17 protein-coding genes and 1 pseudogene are annotated in these 14,519 nt (G+C 71.6%); 7 read left to right on the plus strand and 11 right to left on the minus strand.

The features are described 5' to 3' along the window. Window positions 1-15: 15 nt before the first annotated feature. Both D581_RS0102975 and D581_RS0102980 read right to left on the minus strand, forming a co-directional pair. A complete protein-coding gene (locus D581_RS0102975; protein WP_018955740.1) occupies window positions 16-2,232 on the minus strand; it encodes a VMAP-C domain-containing protein in 2,217 nt (738 codons plus the stop codon). A 1-nt stretch (window position 2,233) separates the two neighbouring features. After that, window positions 2,234-2,626, minus strand: coding sequence for a CU044_2847 family protein (locus tag D581_RS0102980; protein ID WP_032752517.1), 393 nt, complete (start codon window positions 2,624-2,626; stop codon window positions 2,234-2,236). Window positions 2,627-2,972: 346 nt separating this feature from the next. Between D581_RS0102980 and D581_RS0102985 the strand changes: the two genes are divergently transcribed. The 3 genes from D581_RS0102985 to D581_RS0102995 are packed head-to-tail and all read left to right on the plus strand — an operon-like array spanning window position 2,973 to window position 5,469. Next, window positions 2,973-4,337, plus strand: coding sequence for an MBL fold metallo-hydrolase (locus D581_RS0102985; RefSeq protein ID WP_018955742.1), 1,365 nt, complete (start codon window positions 2,973-2,975; stop codon window positions 4,335-4,337). A 5-nt stretch (window positions 4,338-4,342) separates the two neighbouring features. Then, window positions 4,343-4,729, plus strand: a complete 387-nt coding sequence (locus tag D581_RS0102990; RefSeq protein ID WP_032752518.1) for a rhodanese-like domain-containing protein — start codon at window positions 4,343-4,345, stop codon at window positions 4,727-4,729. After that, window positions 4,726-5,469: a sulfite exporter TauE/SafE family protein gene (locus D581_RS0102995; RefSeq protein WP_018955744.1), complete on the plus strand. Its 744-nt coding sequence runs from the start codon at window positions 4,726-4,728 to the stop codon at window positions 5,467-5,469. Before D581_RS0102990 ends, D581_RS0102995 begins: the two co-directional genes overlap by 4 nt. A gap of 24 nt (window positions 5,470-5,493) precedes the next feature. Here the strand turns inward: D581_RS0102995 and D581_RS0103000 are convergent, their stop codons facing one another. Continuing rightward, a complete protein-coding gene (locus D581_RS0103000) occupies window positions 5,494-5,781 on the minus strand; it encodes a metal-sensitive transcriptional regulator (protein ID WP_018955745.1) in 288 nt (95 codons plus the stop codon). 84 nt (window positions 5,782-5,865) lie between these two features. Here D581_RS0103000 and D581_RS0103005 point away from each other — a divergent pair, with 84 nt between their 5' ends. Further along, the gene (locus tag D581_RS0103005; protein WP_018955746.1) at window positions 5,866-6,447 is read left to right on the plus strand and encodes a rhodanese-like domain-containing protein; all 582 of its coding nucleotides are present in this window, start codon (window positions 5,866-5,868) and stop codon (window positions 6,445-6,447) included. A gap of 51 nt (window positions 6,448-6,498) precedes the next feature. Here the strand turns inward: D581_RS0103005 and D581_RS0103010 are convergent, their stop codons facing one another. Next, the gene (locus D581_RS0103010) at window positions 6,499-7,935 is read right to left on the minus strand and encodes an NAD(P)-binding domain-containing protein (RefSeq protein WP_018955747.1); all 1,437 of its coding nucleotides are present in this window, start codon (window positions 7,933-7,935) and stop codon (window positions 6,499-6,501) included. Between the two features lie 249 nt (window positions 7,936-8,184). Here D581_RS0103010 and D581_RS0103015 point away from each other — a divergent pair, with 249 nt between their 5' ends. Beyond that, window positions 8,185-8,556 carry an ArsR/SmtB family transcription factor gene (locus tag D581_RS0103015; RefSeq protein WP_026290136.1) on the plus strand — a complete coding sequence of 124 codons (372 nt, stop codon included), beginning with the start codon at window positions 8,185-8,187 and terminating at the stop codon, window positions 8,554-8,556. A 17-nt stretch (window positions 8,557-8,573) separates the two neighbouring features. Further along, the gene (locus D581_RS0103020) at window positions 8,574-9,092 is read left to right on the plus strand and encodes a GNAT family N-acetyltransferase (RefSeq protein ID WP_018955749.1); all 519 of its coding nucleotides are present in this window, start codon (window positions 8,574-8,576) and stop codon (window positions 9,090-9,092) included. 55 nt (window positions 9,093-9,147) lie between these two features. On the opposite strand, the gene arsB is transcribed toward D581_RS0103020, so the two are convergent. Both arsB and D581_RS0103030 read right to left on the minus strand, forming a co-directional pair. Continuing rightward, window positions 9,148-10,266 (minus strand): ACR3 family arsenite efflux transporter, encoded by a 1,119-nt coding sequence (arsB, locus tag D581_RS0103025; RefSeq protein ID WP_018955750.1) that lies wholly within the window; start codon window positions 10,264-10,266, stop codon window positions 9,148-9,150. Then, a complete protein-coding gene (locus D581_RS0103030) occupies window positions 10,263-10,571 on the minus strand; it encodes an ArsR/SmtB family transcription factor (protein WP_026290138.1) in 309 nt (102 codons plus the stop codon). Before D581_RS0103030 ends, arsB begins: the two co-directional genes overlap by 4 nt. Before the next feature lie 104 nt (window positions 10,572-10,675). Between D581_RS0103030 and D581_RS0103035 the strand changes: the two genes are divergently transcribed. Continuing rightward, window positions 10,676-11,098 (plus strand): arsenate reductase ArsC, encoded by a 423-nt coding sequence (locus tag D581_RS0103035; protein WP_018955752.1) that lies wholly within the window; start codon window positions 10,676-10,678, stop codon window positions 11,096-11,098. A gap of 40 nt (window positions 11,099-11,138) precedes the next feature. Here D581_RS0103035 and D581_RS0103040 read toward each other — a convergent pair whose 3' ends face one another. From D581_RS0103040 to D581_RS1000000141200, 5 genes and pseudogenes are all read right to left on the minus strand, one after another. Beyond that, window positions 11,139-11,840 carry a 2-phosphosulfolactate phosphatase gene (locus tag D581_RS0103040; protein WP_026290139.1) on the minus strand — a complete coding sequence of 234 codons (702 nt, stop codon included), beginning with the start codon at window positions 11,838-11,840 and terminating at the stop codon, window positions 11,139-11,141. A 143-nt stretch (window positions 11,841-11,983) separates the two neighbouring features. Continuing rightward, a pseudogene (locus tag D581_RS1000000139295) lies at window positions 11,984-12,362 on the minus strand (LysR substrate-binding domain-containing protein); the annotation flags it as partial. A gap of 161 nt (window positions 12,363-12,523) precedes the next feature. Beyond that, window positions 12,524-13,051 (minus strand): hypothetical protein, encoded by a 528-nt coding sequence (locus D581_RS0103045; RefSeq protein ID WP_018955754.1) that lies wholly within the window; start codon window positions 13,049-13,051, stop codon window positions 12,524-12,526. Window positions 13,052-13,088: 37 nt separating this feature from the next. After that, complete coding sequence (locus D581_RS0103050; RefSeq protein ID WP_018955755.1) at window positions 13,089-13,700, minus strand: hypothetical protein; 612 nt, start codon at window positions 13,698-13,700, stop codon at window positions 13,089-13,091. Between the two features lie 144 nt (window positions 13,701-13,844). Further along, a complete protein-coding gene (locus tag D581_RS1000000141200) occupies window positions 13,845-14,372 on the minus strand; it encodes a DUF3592 domain-containing protein (RefSeq protein ID WP_158688575.1) in 528 nt (175 codons plus the stop codon). Between the last annotated feature and the right edge of the window lie 147 nt (window positions 14,373-14,519).

Raw genomic sequence — 14,519 nt, forward strand, 5'->3', positions numbered from 1 at the left:
TACGGCGCCGGCGCGTCATGCGGGATCCGCGAAGTGCAGGGGCTCGGGCAGCGACAGCTCGGTGTCGTGCCAGACGAGGGCCGGTCTCGCGGCGGAGAGACCCGCCTCCGCTCCGTAGACGGCGGAGCGGAGGTTCTGAAGCCGCTGCGGGAGCTTGTCCAGCGGGCCGGTCGGATCGAGGGGGTCGAGCCGGGGGGCGTCGTCGTGCGACGCCGCTGCCCGGTCCCAGAGGACGACGGGTACGCCCATCGCCAGGCACACCGGCAGAAGACGGCTTCGCTGCTGCGGTGGGCCGTGCAGGACGACCCGGACGGTGTCGCGGTGCGTGGTGCTCAGCAGTTCGTAGAGATGCTGAATATCGAGGGAGGGATCGCCGACCACCAGCGGATGAGGTTCGTCGGCAGCCCAGCGGCGCTGGACCTCGCCGTCGGTCCTGACGATGAACTCGGGGCACCGGAGGGCGACTTGGTAGCGGCTGCCCAAGGCCACGCTGAGGCCGCTGACATCGGGGAGGACGTCCCTGAGTCCGGCGAGTTCGGGGAGGCCGTCCGCCAGCTCACTGCCCGTTTCCCAGGCGTCGACGTCGATCTCGAGATGGGCGGGGCCGACGACCACGTCCACCTGGGAGGGGGCGGGCTCGCCCGCCACGCGGCTGCCTTCCGCGGTCCGGCGCAGCAGCCTGCCGATCTCCTCGGGTGTCAGGAAGCCCTTCGGAGTGGTGACGCCCACGCGCGTGCCGTCCCTGTGCCAGAGCCAGATCTCGCAGCGGTAGCGGCCGGCCGGCTCGCCGTCCGCCGCGGTGAGGCGGGCGCCGACGCGGGTGACGGGGGACGGCCGGTGGGCGGCCCATGCCTCGGCGTCGGCCCGTCGCTCCGCCAGCGCCGAGGGGCTGATTCCCAGTCGGTCGGCGACGCGGTCGCACCATCCGCGCAGACTCTTGCGACGGGTGGCGTCGGTGGTGGCCGCGGCGGTGAACTCGGTCAGTCTGAGCAGCGCGGGAACCGGGACGGTCCGAGCGGCCGCGAGACCGCCGTCGGGGTAGTCCTCCAGGGCGAGGACGATCGCGTCGACGTCCACCACCGTCGGACGGGAGGCCTGCGAGAGCACGATCGGCAGGTTCATGAACCGGAGTGCCTCACGGGCGGCGCGCGCGATCAGACCGGGGTCGGCGTGGACGCTCGCCCGGAGGAACGCGACGAGCTGACGGTGTTCGGCGAAGGAGAGCAGCCGGACGTGGTCCTCGACGCGGCCCAGGGCCAGCAGGGCGCTCAGCGCGCGGCGCCGCGGAGGGTCGTGCTCGACGGCCGGAGCCAGCGACTCCGACAGCGTCGCGAGTGCCCGGTCCTCCGTGAGCAGGACCCCCGCCAGTTCGTCGAGGGCGGGCGCCTGCGTCCCGCCCGCCGGCACCTCGCACCCCAGGGCGAACGAGAGGTCGCGGCAGTGGTCCGTCCGCCTCACCGGGTCGTCCAGCAGGATGCGCAACAGGGGCGCCATCGCCTGTACGGAGGTCTCGCCGGGGCCCGTGGTGCGGCCCCGCCGCACCACCTGGCACTCCGCGACGACGTCACCGGCCCCCGCCCGCGTCATCTCCTCCCGTATGGTCTGCCAGGGCACGGCCCAGCCCCGGCGCACGGTGTCCTGGGCCTTCAGGGCCGGACCGTCCGTCATCACCTGCGCGACGGCGAGTCCGGCGACCGTGGCGTCGGATCTGACCCACAGGGGGCCACCGCTGTACCCGGGGCCGATCGCAGCCCCGGTCAGGGATCCGTCCAGATAGCAGCAGCCGTCGTGCTGGAGGCCCGCGACGGTGTTCGCGTAGGTGATCGCGGCGCCGCCACCGTGCCAGGCCCGCAACTCCATGCCTTCCAGCATGTCCTGCCAGACGACGGGCCTGGTCCAGTCGGGGGCGGGTTCGTCGAGGTCCAGCACCGCCAGGTCACCGCCCCACACGGGGCTGCCGGCCCGTCTCTGGGGCGGCAGCCACAGCGAGACGCGGCCGGTTCCCGCCCCGGCGGCCGCGTCGGCGCCGCGGAAGGAGACGGCGAACGCCCCGTCATGCCCGGGGTGTTCGGGGCTCAGCAACTCGCGGCCCAGAGCGTCGTTGACGACGTGGGCGCAGGTGAGGATGCGGCGGGCGGAGAGGAGCACCGCACCGCCCGCCGCCCTGGAGTCACTCGTACGCAGCAGTGCGGTGTGGGAGCCGGGGGCGGAACGGCGGCTGAACCAGCCCATGTCAGACCTCGCCGGAACCCTGGTTCTGCCAGGTGGCACTCACCGTCATCGTCGCCTGGCCGTTCACCCCCACGATCCCGAGCTTGAGGTCCTGGCCGATCTGGACGCCGAACTCGACCGTCAGTTCCTGGGGTGGGTGCGCGGTGCCGGTGACCGACGCGTGGACTTCCTCCAGGAGCGGGCCGAGAGGGCTGAGCGCGGATTTCAGCACGTCCTGTGCCACCTCGGCGGCGCGTCGCCCCCTGGCCACGGGTGTGGCGGTGCCGAAGCCGTCGGGGAGATCTCCGTCGTCCGGGGCGGCCGCAGCGGCAGGGAGCGGTGCTGGTTCCCCCACGGCGGCCAACTCCACGCGTAACGCGGCTCCGCCGAGGTCGAGTTCAAGGTATTCCGGCATGCCCCGCATTGTGCACGAATCGAGGAACCCGCCGGGGCGGATGTCGCAAGTTCGCTGGGTTCCCGCGGGCGGGAGCGCCTCTCTCGCGGGACGGACGCCGGAACGCAAGGAGGTGGGACAGGGCAGAGGTCGCCCCTGGCGCCACACCGTGCCCCCTCGTCCGCGGCTTCCGCCCTCCTGCTGCGCTGCCGGCGCTCCCCGGCGCGCCCTGTCCGGACAAGGTCTCGGCGAGTGAACGCGGCTCGTCCGTCGGGGCCGCCGCCCTGCCAAATATACCCCCGGGGGTAAGAGTGTTACGGTGAATTGCATACCCCGGGGGGTAATTTTTCGTCGGAAGGAGACTCTCGTGTTCTTCGTTGAAGCCATCGAGCTGGAGGGCTTGGGCAACCGCAGCTACCTGGCCGGTGGCCGGCGGGCGGCGGTCGCAGTGGATCCGCCACGTGACATCGACGGGGTGCTGGCCGCCGCGGCCCGGCGTGGTGTGGCGATCACCCATGTGGTCGAGACGCACATCCACAACGACTATGTGACCGGCGGTCTTGAGCTGGCCCGTATCACCGGAGCCGCCTACCACGTTCCGGCCGGCGCGCACGTCTCGTTCGCCCGGACCGCCGTGTCCGACGGCGACACCGTCGTCATCGACGCAGGACTGATCCTGGGCGCGGTGGCGACTCCCGGGCACACGCCGCACCACATGTCGTACGTGCTGAGCGAGGCGGACAGGCCGGTCGCGGCGTTCACGGGCGGTTCTCTCCTGATCGGTACGGTGGGGCGGCCCGATCTCGTGGAGCCGCGGCTCACCGAGCAGCTGGCCCGTGCCCAGCACGCCTCCGCCCGCCGCCTCGCGGACGCGCTGCCCGACGGGACCGAGGTGCTGCCGACGCATGGGTTCGGCAGCTTCTGCTCGTCCGCCCAGGCCGACGGGGAGGCGACCACGATCGGCAGGGAGAAGGCGGTCAACCCGGCTCTCACCGTGGATGTGGACACCTTCGTCGCCGAGCTGCTGGCGGGGCTGGAGGACGTGCCCGCGTACTACGCGCACATGAGCCCCGTCAACGCGGCCGGGCCCGCACCCGTGGACCTGACCGTGCCGGTCGTGGCCGACCCCCACGACATCGCCGCGCGGCTCGCGGCGGGGGAGTGGGTGGTGGATCTGCGTAACCGCGTCGCTTTCGCCGAAGGACATGTCGCGGGGTCGTTCAACTTCGAGGCGGACGGCAAGCTCGCCACGTACCTCGCCTGGTTGATCCCCTGGGGCAAGCCGGTGACCCTGCTCGCCGAGTCGGCCGAGCAGCTCGCCGGGGCCCAGCGGGAGCTGGTGCGCGTCGGCATCGACCGCCCGGCGGCCGCCGCGACCGGCGGTCCCGCGGACTGGCTCCGCGCCGGCGAGAGCCCCGCGTCCTTTCCCCGTGCCACGTTCGCCGAACTGGCCGCTCAGGGGAAGGACCGGATCGTCGTCCTGGACGTACGCCGCTCGTCCGAACGGGCGGAGGGCTGGATCGAGGGCTCGGTGCACATCCCGATCCACCAGATCCACCGCCGTATCGGCGACGTGCCCGACGGCACGGTCTGGGTGCACTGTGCGGGCGGTATGCGCGCGGGCATCGCCGCGTCGCTGCTGGACGCGGCGGGGCGGGACGTGGTCGCCGTGGACGACGGCTTCGGCGCCGCGGCGGCGGCCGGGCTGAGCGTCGTCACCGAAGAAGGGTGACGTCGATGTTCCTCTTCCGATTCCGATTCCCATTCCGAGGACGTGGAGAACGCCTGTCCGTCGGCGAGGCGCGCACCCGCGTCGGCGGGGAGCGGCCCGGAGCCGTTCTGCTGGACGTGCGGGAGAAGTCCGAGTGGCGAACCGGCCATGCCCCCGGCGCGGTGCACGCGCCGCTGACCGCCCTGGCCGCGGGCGCGTCGCTGCCGGCTGCCGCCGCGCGGGGGAGGCCGCTCGTGGTGATCTGCCGCAGCGGGCAGCGCTCGCGGCGGGCCGTGAGCCTGCTCGCCGAGCGGGGAGCGGACGCGGTGGACGTCAAGGGCGGCATGATCGCGTGGGCCGCCGCAGGGTTGCCGGTGATCGACGGGCGCGGTGACGGCGGCTCGATAGCGTGAGCACCTTGGTCCTCGCCCTCGTCGCCGGGACGGTGATCGGCCTGGCGCTCGGCGCGCTCGGCGGCGGTGGCGGTGTTCTGGCGGTTCCGGCACTGATCTACCTGCTCGGCTTCTCGGCGGCCTCGGCCACCACGGCCAGTCTGATCATCGTCACCGCCACATCGGCCACCGCTCTCTACGCCCACGCCAGAGACGGCCATGTCGCCTGGAAGGCCGGGGTGTCGATGGCGGCCGCGGGAGTCCTTCCGGCGTTCCTCGCCGGAGCCGTCGCCGATCGCCTGCCCGAAGCGGCTCTCACAGCGGCGTTCGCGGTGATCGCCGCCCTGGCGGCGCTGCGGATGCTGCGGCCCTCCGCGGCCGAGCCGACGGAGGCGGTGCGGCCCGCGAAGGCGGCCGGAACCGGCGCCGGTCTCGGCGCCGTGACGGGATTCCTCGGGGTGGGAGGCGGATTCCTCGCCGTGCCCGCCCTCGTCGGAGTCCTCGGCCTGCGGATGAAGCAGGCCGTGGGCACCAGCCTCCTGGTCATCACCGTCAACAGCCTCGCCGCCCTCGGGGCCCGGTCGGGAACCGGCGACGACCTTCGATGGGAGGTGATCGCCCCCTTCGCCGGAGCGGCGATCCTGGGAGCCTGGGACGGCAAACGGCTGGCGGCGAAGGTCTCCGGCGCCACTCTGCGGAGAGTCTTCGCCTACACCCTGTTCGCGGTGGCGGCCTTCATGATCATCGACGTGGTCGCCTGAGTACCGGGCCCAGGGCCCCCGGCGTCAGGCGAGCGAGAGGAAGAGCTTCTCCAGCCGGGCGCGCATCTCGTCCTGGGACTCGGCGGAACGCCGGCCTTCCTCCACCTCGGTCAGGCACTGCTGGAGCCCGGTCGCGATGATCGCGAACCCGGCCCGGTCCAGCGCCCGCGACGCCGCCGCCAGCTGGGTGACGACGTCCTCGCAGTCCCGCCCCTCCTCGATCATCCGGATCACCCCGGAGATCTGCCCCTGCGCCCGGCGCAGCCGGTTCAGGACCGACTTGAGCTCCGCTCCTGCCAGATCAAGCTCCATCATCACTCCTCATGAATACCCCCAGGGGTAATGTACTCCCCCTCGGTGGGGGCCCCACCGACAGAAAAAAGGATGACACCCGCCATGACCACGCCCACCGTCCTCGCCACCCACGAGACCCGCAGCCGCCTCCACGAGCTGACCGTCATCGACGTCCGTACACCCGGTGAGTACGCCGGCGGCCACCTGCCCGGCGCCCTCAACATTCCCCTCGACCGGATCCAGCGGGCCCTCGCCGACATCCGGCAGGCCGCGGACCGGGGTGAGGTCCTGATCGTCTGCGCGTCCGGAGCCCGCTCGGAGAACGCCTGCCGGATCCTCGCCGAGAACGGCATCACCACCGCCACGCTCAGCGGTGGCACCAACGCCTGGGCGGCCGACGGTCACGACCTGCACCGCCCCCAGGGAACCCGTGCGGTCTGGGGCATGGAGCGGCAGGTCCGCCTCACCGCCGGAACCGTCGTCCTCCTGGGCCTGCTCCTCGGCCTCCTCGTCCACCCCGCGTTCCAGATCCTCTCGGCAGGCATCGCGGCCGGGCTGGTCTTCTCCGCCCTGACCAATACCTGCGGCATGGCCGCGATGCTCGCCAAGCTGCCCCACAACCGCACCGGCGCGGCCGATCTCGACGCCACTCTCGCGGCGCTGAGCAAGCTGAGCAGGCGCTGAGCGGGTGCTGACCGGGCGCGACGGAAGAGAAGCGCTCAGGCGTCGGGCCGTTCAGGAGGGGGAGGAGCAGCAGCCGCCCGCCGAGCCGCCGCCGCCCGCCGAGCCGCCGCCGCCCGCCGAGCCGCCGCCGGCCGGCGCTCCGGCGCCGAGCCGGACCACGGCGGGTTCGGGCGTCGCGCAGCAGCCTCCGGTGTCGGCCTGGGCGGCGGCCGGGTCGTCGAAGAGGCCTGCCCCGCCGCAAACACCCGTTTCGGGGAGGGTGAGTTCGACGCGGTCGGCCGCTTCCAGGTCGCCGGCGAGGGCGGCGGCCACGGAGCGGACCTGCTCGTAGCCGGTCATGGCGAGGAAGGTGGGGGCGCGGCCGTAGGACTTCATGCCGACCAGGTAGATCCCCGGTTCCGGGTGGGACAGCTCGCGGTGCCCGTGCGGGTAGACGGTGCCACAGGAGTGCTGGTTGGGGTCGATCAGTGGGGCCAGTCCGATCGGGGCGCGCAGTCGATCGTCCAGGCCGAGGCGCAGCTCGTCCAGGAAGCCGAGGTCGGGGCGGAGGCCGGTCAGTACGATCACCTCGTCGACCGCGTCCAGGCGGCGTCCGTCCTCGCCCGCCAGCACGAGTCGGCCGTGGGCGTCGCGCTCGATCGCTTCGGTCCGGAAGCCGGTGACCGCGTCCACGTACCCCTCGTCGACAGCGGCCTTCGCCGCCAGTCCGAGTGCCCCGCGGGCGGGCAGCTGGTCGGCCGCGCCCCCGCCGAAGGTGGAGTCGGAGAGGCCCCGGCGCAGGACCCACACCCCTGTGGTGCCCGTGCCGTCGTCGGACTTCGCGAGGCCGGCGAGGGAGGCGAGGGCGGTGAAGGCGGAGGCCCCGGAGCCGATGACGGCGGTGCGGCGTCCCGCGAAACGGGCGCGGACGACCGGATCCCTGAGGTCGGGGACACGGTAGGCGATGCGGTCGGCGGCGGCCTTCTCACCGAGTGCCGGCAGGCCGTCGGCGCCCGCGGGGGACGGTGTGGACCAGGTGCCGGAGGCGTCGATGACGGCGCGGGCGAAGAGCCGCTCCTCGCGCCCGTCGGCGTGGGCGATGTGCACGACGAACGGCTGCTGGTCGCGGTCGGCGTCCACGATCCGGTCGCGGCCGGTGCGGGAGACGCCGGTGACCCGGGCGCCGAGGCGGATCCGGTCGCCCAGGGCGCCGGCGAGCGGCCGCAGATACTGCTCGGCCCAGTCCCCGCCGGAGGGGTACGTGTCCGGGGCGGGCCGCGTCCAGCCGGTGCGGGCCAGCAGCTTCTCGGCGGCCGGGTCGACGACCTCGCCCCAGGTGGAGAAGAGGCGCACATGCGCCCAGTCGCGCACCGCGGCGCCGGCGGTGGCGCCTGCTTCCAGGACCAGGGGTTCGATGCCCCGGTCGATCAGGTGGACCGCGGCGGCCAGACCGGTGGGCCCGGCTCCGATCACGACGACGGGCAGTTCGTTGGTGGCGAGCGCGTTCACGGCGGCGACTCCCTCTGCGTTTCGACATCTGTCGATGCCTTGTGCGGCCCAGGATGGCACTTGTATCGATAAGCGTCAACATAGATAGTCGTCGAAGTGATGGTCCTGCCCGCGTGGTGCTTTGGCGGGGTGGTGGGGGCGGCCGGGAGGAGCCACGTGGTTCGTCGGCCCTCCTTGCTCGCCCTCGTACGTCTCTCGCGCGCGGGTGAACCTCTGCCGTCCTGGTTTGACGTGTGTCAACATAGACATATGTCGAATGCGAAGGTGCTGCCGCTGATCGAGCCCGCCGGCGGCCGGGGTGTTGTGCCGTGCTGTCCGCCTTTGACCGAGCGCCCGATGACCGCCGACGAGGCGCAGACGGCCGCGCGGATGTTCAAGGCGCTCGGCGACCCGGTGCGGCTGCGGCTGTTCTCCGCCGTGGCCTCGCACGAGGGCGGCGAGGCATGCGTGTGCGACATCTCCGATGTCGGGGTCTCCCAGCCCACCGTGTCCCACCACTTGAAGAAGTTGAAGGAGGCCGGGCTGCTGACGTCCGAGCGGCGCGGCACCTGGGTCTACTACCGGGTCGAACCGTCGGTGCTGGCCGGGATGGGCAGGCTGCTGACGCAGCCGGCCGCCTGACCTCGAGAGGGACGGGGATGGAGCGCGCGGTGAGCGGGGCGCCGGGATTCGTGATCGCGCCGCTGACCGCGGACCACGCCGGGCAGGTGCTGGCGATCTACCGGGCGGGCATCGACGAGGGCAACGCCACCTTCGAGACCTGCCCGCCCGACTGGCGGAGCTTCGACGCCGCGAAGCTGCCCGGCCACCGCTTCGTCGCCCTCGGCGAGGTCGGTGAGGTCCTGGGCTGGGTGGCGGCCGGCCGGGTCTCGGACCGGTGCGCGTACGCGGGCGTCGTCGAGCACTCCGTCTACGTCGATCCCGCCGCGCGAGGCCGCGGGATCGCTTCCGTCCTGCTGAAGGCCCTGGTCGACTCCACCGAGAAGGCCGGGATCTGGACCCTTCAGGCCGGGATCTTCCCGGAGAACACCGCCAGTCTCGCCGTTCACGAGCGGGCGGGTTTCCGGGTCATCGGCATCCGCGAGCGGATCGGGCGCCACCGCGGCGTCTGGCGCGACGTCGTTCTCGTCGAGCGCCGCAGCCCCGCCGTCATGTGAGGGTCGGTTCGGCCGCGCCGTCCCGCGTACGGCGTCGCGGGGCGCCCGCGCCGCGTCACGGTGCCGTCGTCACCGCACCGGAGGGGAATGCGCGCCGCCAGGCGAGCGCGACGTACACCAGACCGATCAGCACCGGCACTTCGATGAGCGGGCCGACGACACCGGACAGGGCCTGTCCGGAGGTGACGCCGAAGGTGGCGATGGCCACCGCGATGGCGAGTTCGAAATTGTTGCCCGCCGCGGTGAACGCGAGCGTGGTGGTGCGGTCGTACGCCAGGCCGAGGCTCTTCCCGAGGAGGAAGGTTCCGAAGAACATGATCGCGAAGTACGCCAGCAGCGGCAGGGCGATCCGCACGACGTCGAGCGGCTGTGAGGTGATCGTCTTTCCCTGGAGGGCGAAGAGGACGACGATCGTGAACAGCAGTCCGTACAGCGCCCAGGGCCCGATCCTCGGCAGGAACCGCTGCTCGTAGCGCTCGCGCCCCATCCTCTTCTCCCCGAGGCGGCGGGTGAGGAATCCGGCCAGCAGTGGGACGCCGAGGAAGATGACGACGTTCAGGGCGATGTGCCACACGGAGACGTCGAGGCCCTGGCCGTCTCCGAGGTTCATCCAGCGGGGCAGCAGGTCGAGGTAGAACCAGCCCAGCAGGCCGAACGCGAACACCTGGAACACCGAGTTCAGAGCGACGAGGACGGCTGCGGCCTCCCGGTCGCCGCAGGCGAGGTCGTTCCAGATGATGACCATGGCGATACAGCGGGCGAGGCCCACGATGATCAGGCCGGTGCGGTATTCGGGCAGGTCCGGCAGGAAGATCCACGCCAGGGCGAACATGACCGCGGGGCCGACGATCCAGTTGACGACCAGGGAGGAGACCAGCAGCTTGCGGTCGCCGGTCACGCGGTCGAGCCGGTCGTAGCGCACCTTGGCCAGCACCGGGTACATCATCACCAGCAGGCCGAGCGCGATCGGCAGGGAGATCCCGCCGATCTCGATCTTCGCGAGGGCGTCGTCCATCCCGGGAACGGCGCGGCCCAGACCCAGCCCGGCGGCCATGGCGAGCAGGATCCACACCGCGAGGTAGCGGTCGAGGGTGGAGAGCTTCCTGACGATCGAGTCGTCCCCGCCCGGGCCCGCGCCCCGGGCCGCGGTGGCGGTGGGCTCGGTGGAGGTCACGGGCAGGCCCTCTTCTTCTCGCCGGCGGTACGGGCGGACTCGGCCAGCGCGGCGAACTGCTCCGACAGTCCGGCCAGGACCTCGGGCCTGAGCCGGTAGTAGGTGAAGCGGCCGCACGGCTCGGTCTCCACCAACCCGGCCTCGCGCAGCACCTTCAGATGGTTGGACAGGTTGGTCTGCTTGGCTCCGGTCTCCTCCACCAGGTGTGTCGTGCAGAGCGTCTCGCGGGCGAGCAGGGTCACGATCCGCAGGCGGAGCGGATCGCCCAGTACCCGGATCACATCAGGATCGACTGAAGTCAGCATGCGCTGATATTCTCACATCATTGCTCGCTGATACCAGCGGGTGCTGAAGTCATCGGAGTCATCGGCGGCCCGGTTCCGCCGTGCGACGGGAGAGAACGATCACCATGGCAGAGTCCTCCGGCAAGCCGTCCGTCCTGTTCGTCTGCGTCCACAACGCCGGCCGCTCCCAGATGGCCGCCGCCTGGCTGACCCACCTGGCCGGGGACCGCGTAGAGGTCCGCTCCGCGGGCTCGAACCCCCAGGACGCCGTCAACCCCGCCGCCGTCGAGGCGATGGCCGAGGTGGGGATCGACATCTCCGCCGAGACGCCGAAGGTGCTCACGGCCGACGCGGTCCGCGAGTCCGACGTCTGCGTCACGATGGGCTGCGGCGACACCTGCCCGGTCTTCCCCGGCAAGCGCTACCTCGACTGGAAGCTGGAGGACCCGGCCGGTCGTGGTGTGGCCGCGGTCCGCCCGATCCGCGACGAGATCAGGACCCTCGTCGAGGGGCTGATCGCCGAGATCGCGCCGGAGGCAGTGGCCTAGGCGTATTGATCACGAACGTTGTTGACATGCCCCGGCTTGATCATGGTGAAGCCCCGTCGCCCGGCGCGGGAGCGGCGCACGGGCGGAGGACCGTCAACGAGTCCTCCGGCGACGCGACCATGGCGAAGGGGAACCGGTCGAGTTCGAGGCAGAGCGCGACGTCATCCGGATGGGCTCCCTGCCGTACGCCCTCCGTCAGTTCGGCGGCGGCGCGTGACCGGGCGGCACGGCGCAGGAACGGGGCCGCGTCCGTCCCGTCCCCGTCGGTCCTCCGCGCGATGTACTGAGCGCACGCCAGGTCTTCCTCGGCGCGCCCCTCCTCGCCGGTGACCACGAACGTGACGGCGTCACAGCCGCGTTGACGCAGGAGCCGAGCCGTCGCTCCCGCCACCACGAAGCCGGCGCACAGCACCAGCGACGCCTCCTTGACCGCGAGGGCGCCGACCGTCCCCGCCGTGGTCTTCTGTACGACGGTCCGTCCACAGAGGTCGAGGGATCGCAGCAGACCGGGTGAGTTGACGGTGTCGAAGCCGGGTGCGGGCGGACCGTCCTTGAGGGCCACCCAATCGGGATGGCGTGCCTTGAGCGCCAGTGCGGCGGCCATGGACTCGGCCAGGACGATCTTCTCGGCGCCTCGGCCGAACGCCCACGCGGCCACCGTGAACGCCCGCATGACGTCGACCACGACCGCCACGGACGGAGTTTCGGCCAGCTCGGCGATGCCGAGGAAACGAGCTTCCATCCGGCCATGATCGCGTACGTCCGTCCGGAGCACCCGGAAAGTGGGGCCGATCACAGCGGCCGTTCTGGAACGCCCGACCAGCGGCCGTCCCGGAACGCGACACCAGCGCGCGCGGCGGCTCGGGCCGCCGGAGTGCCCCGCGGTCACTCCGCCTCGATGCCCAGGCATAAGGAAGGCCGCCGCCGGGGTTCGGCTCTCCCGGCCCCAGATCACGTACTCGACGCGGGCCGGCGCGTCCGTGACCTCGATCGTGGTCACTCCGGCGATGCCGGCGACGTACGCGGGCGGGAGCAGGGCCACACTCAGGCCGGCGGCGACCAGCCGGGCCAGGTAGTCGGTGTTCGTCACCTCGAAGGCGACCTCGCGGGTGAGACCGGCGGCGGCGAAGGCGAGATCGGACTGTGCTCGGCCGGCGGTCTTCGCCAAAAGGTCCACGAAGACTTCCGAGGACAGCCGGCGAAGGTCGACCGAGGACTCGCCGGCGAGCGGGTGGGCCGGGAAGCCCACGGGGATCAGCCGCTCCAGTGGCCTTTCCGGCGAAGGCCCTGGCGGCGTGAGCGACCGGGCCTTCCCTGGGCCCGTCGTCGTCATGAACGGCGTACCGGGTCCCGGTCCAGTGGGCACGCCTTCAGCGGCCAGGCCGCGGTGTGCGCGGCCTGGCGGCGCTGAATCTCTGTCTCAGGTCACTGGCTGACCTGCTGCAACTCCCAGTAGTGCGGTTCGATGGGGACCCGCCTCACCACGACACGACCGGTCACCTCGGGAATGTCGACCACCTTTCCCCACGAGTTCGATCCGTCGGCGGGGGTGTGCTCGATGTCGGCCCACACCACGCTGCCGGGCCCTGCGGAGCCGAAGGACACGGTCCACTCGGCGTACTTGTCGGCGCAGGGTTCGTTGACCCTGAGCCTGTAGTTCGTGTTCACGCCGAGGCAGGTGCGGGGGTTGGAGCCCGGTGTCGCTACTTCCATCGTTCCGTTGGGGCGCTTGTGTACCTGCCAGTTCGCCGAGGTCGACGCGGTCTCCGTGCAGGCGCCCAGCCCCACGGAGCCGATGCTCGCGTGCGATGTGGGCCAGACCAGGCATGTGCCGTCGTGGAGAGCAGCGAACCGGTAGACCCCGTCGATGACGGGGGCGGCGTGGGCGGGTGGTGTAAGGGCTGCAGTGGCTGCAGCCGCGGCGGCCATGGTCGCGATGATGCGTGAACGCATGGGGAGGGGCTCCTCAGAACAGCCGTGACCGCGCCGATCACCGGCGCGGACCAGGTCGATGCACGCTCCGCCGGGGGCGGTGGCGGCACCGATCCTGGACTACCGGCCGGCCCGGCAGTAGTCCGCGCCGGCTGCTGTCACCCGCCTGGCAGAGCCGCGACACCCGATGGCGTGGCACCGTGCCGTGGTCGGCTCCGCGTGTTCCTCCGGACGTTTGCGCCTCCGGTTGTACCTCCCTTACCCGAGCCGCAGTCCCACCGTTCGCGGAGAACCGCAGATGCGAGACCGCCGGGCCGGGCAGCTGTCCCACCCGCCGGGTGCCGTCCGCGTTCCACAGCGCGATACCGTTCGGTTCGGAAGCGGCCAGCGTCTTGCCGTCAGGGCTGAACGCGACGGCATCGAGTTCGAACATGCCGAGCGCGCTACGTGCCGAGGTCCCGTCCGACAGGTCCGACCGGTCTCCGGAGGAGGTCGCGAGGACCAGGTCGTTCCCGGAACCGCCCAGCGCGATCCGGTAGCCCCCGATGCCGTCCAGCGTCCGGGTCTTTCTGCCCGTCCCGACGTCCACGACGTTGACGGACCTCGTGTCCTGGTCGACATCGACCAGCCGGCTCACCACGAGTGTGCGCCCGTCGGCGCTGAACGCCACACGCCGGCACGACAGACGGACGCACGCTTCGGTAAATGGGCCACCCACGACCCAGCCATGGTCGGAGCCCGTTCCTCAGCCTCCGGCGGAATTCTTCGCACCCGCCCGCTCGTCACGACGCTCGGCTTGCACCGCTGGTCCCCACTACCGGCCGAGAAGCACTGCCACCATCTCGAACAACCCGAAACCGATGGCCGCGGTACCGGGTAACAGGGCGAACCACGTGACCCAACCCCCGTCGTAGCTGCGGAGCGCTGCGCTATGGTCAGGATCGGCCGGGTCGTAGTAGATCACCGCACTGGTGCCTGCCTTGAAGCGTCCCTTCCCGCTGTTCCCCCAGGCAGGGCAGTACTCGTGCCGAAGGCCGTCGGGAGTCCTCCAGGCGACCACTGGAGCGTAGGTCGTGTTCCCGTTCTCGCTCTCGCCGAGGCTGTGACCGACGATCTGACCGTACGCCTTGGTTCCAGTCCGTCGCAGTTTCCTGGTCCGGCGTATCTCTTGCACGCTGGGGGTCACGAAGATCCCCCCGATGATCAGCAGAATGAGCCAGGCGAACGAGCTCTCCGTAAGGTCCATGGCAAAGAGGACGCGCTGTTCCCTGCCCCAGTTCCGACCTCCACGTCGACGGAGGGGAGAACGACCGAGAACGACCACCTGGATGGAGAGCTCCACACGCACGGCGTTCGTTTCCCACGACGTAGCCGGCGGCTGGAGGCACGCCACCTCCTCTTCCGGCGGTACGGGCAGAAGCGCAAGTCGTTGAGCACATCCTCGACAGGGTCTTGCCCGTCTGGCGCACGGCAGACTGGCCGAGAAGCC

It is taken from the genome of Streptomyces sp. CNB091 (genome assembly GCF_000377965.1).

Bases quoted from the DNA above. Each gene is read 5' to 3' on its own strand.
- D581_RS0102975 (WP_018955740.1), bottom strand. From the start codon at position 2,232: ATGGGCTGGTTCAGCCGCCGTTCCGCCCCCGGCTCCCACACCGCACTG.
- D581_RS0102980 (WP_032752517.1), bottom strand. From the start codon at position 2,626: ATGCCGGAATACCTTGAACTCGACCTCGGCGGAGCCGCGTTACGCGTG.
- D581_RS0102990 (WP_032752518.1), top strand. From the start codon at position 4,343: ATGTTCCTCTTCCGATTCCGATTCCCATTCCGAGGACGTGGAGAACGC.
- D581_RS0103000 (WP_018955745.1), bottom strand. From the start codon at position 5,781: ATGGAGCTTGATCTGGCAGGAGCGGAGCTCAAGTCGGTCCTGAACCGG.
- D581_RS0103005 (WP_018955746.1), top strand. From the start codon at position 5,866: ATGACCACGCCCACCGTCCTCGCCACCCACGAGACCCGCAGCCGCCTC.
- D581_RS0103015 (WP_026290136.1), top strand. From the start codon at position 8,185: ATGTCGAATGCGAAGGTGCTGCCGCTGATCGAGCCCGCCGGCGGCCGG.
- D581_RS0103020 (WP_018955749.1), top strand. From the start codon at position 8,574: ATGGAGCGCGCGGTGAGCGGGGCGCCGGGATTCGTGATCGCGCCGCTG.
- D581_RS0103030 (WP_026290138.1), bottom strand. From the start codon at position 10,571: ATGCTGACTTCAGTCGATCCTGATGTGATCCGGGTACTGGGCGATCCG.
- D581_RS0103035 (WP_018955752.1), top strand. From the start codon at position 10,676: ATGGCAGAGTCCTCCGGCAAGCCGTCCGTCCTGTTCGTCTGCGTCCAC.
- D581_RS0103040 (WP_026290139.1), bottom strand. From the start codon at position 11,840: ATGGAAGCTCGTTTCCTCGGCATCGCCGAGCTGGCCGAAACTCCGTCC.
- D581_RS0103045 (WP_018955754.1), bottom strand. From the start codon at position 13,051: ATGCGTTCACGCATCATCGCGACCATGGCCGCCGCGGCTGCAGCCACT.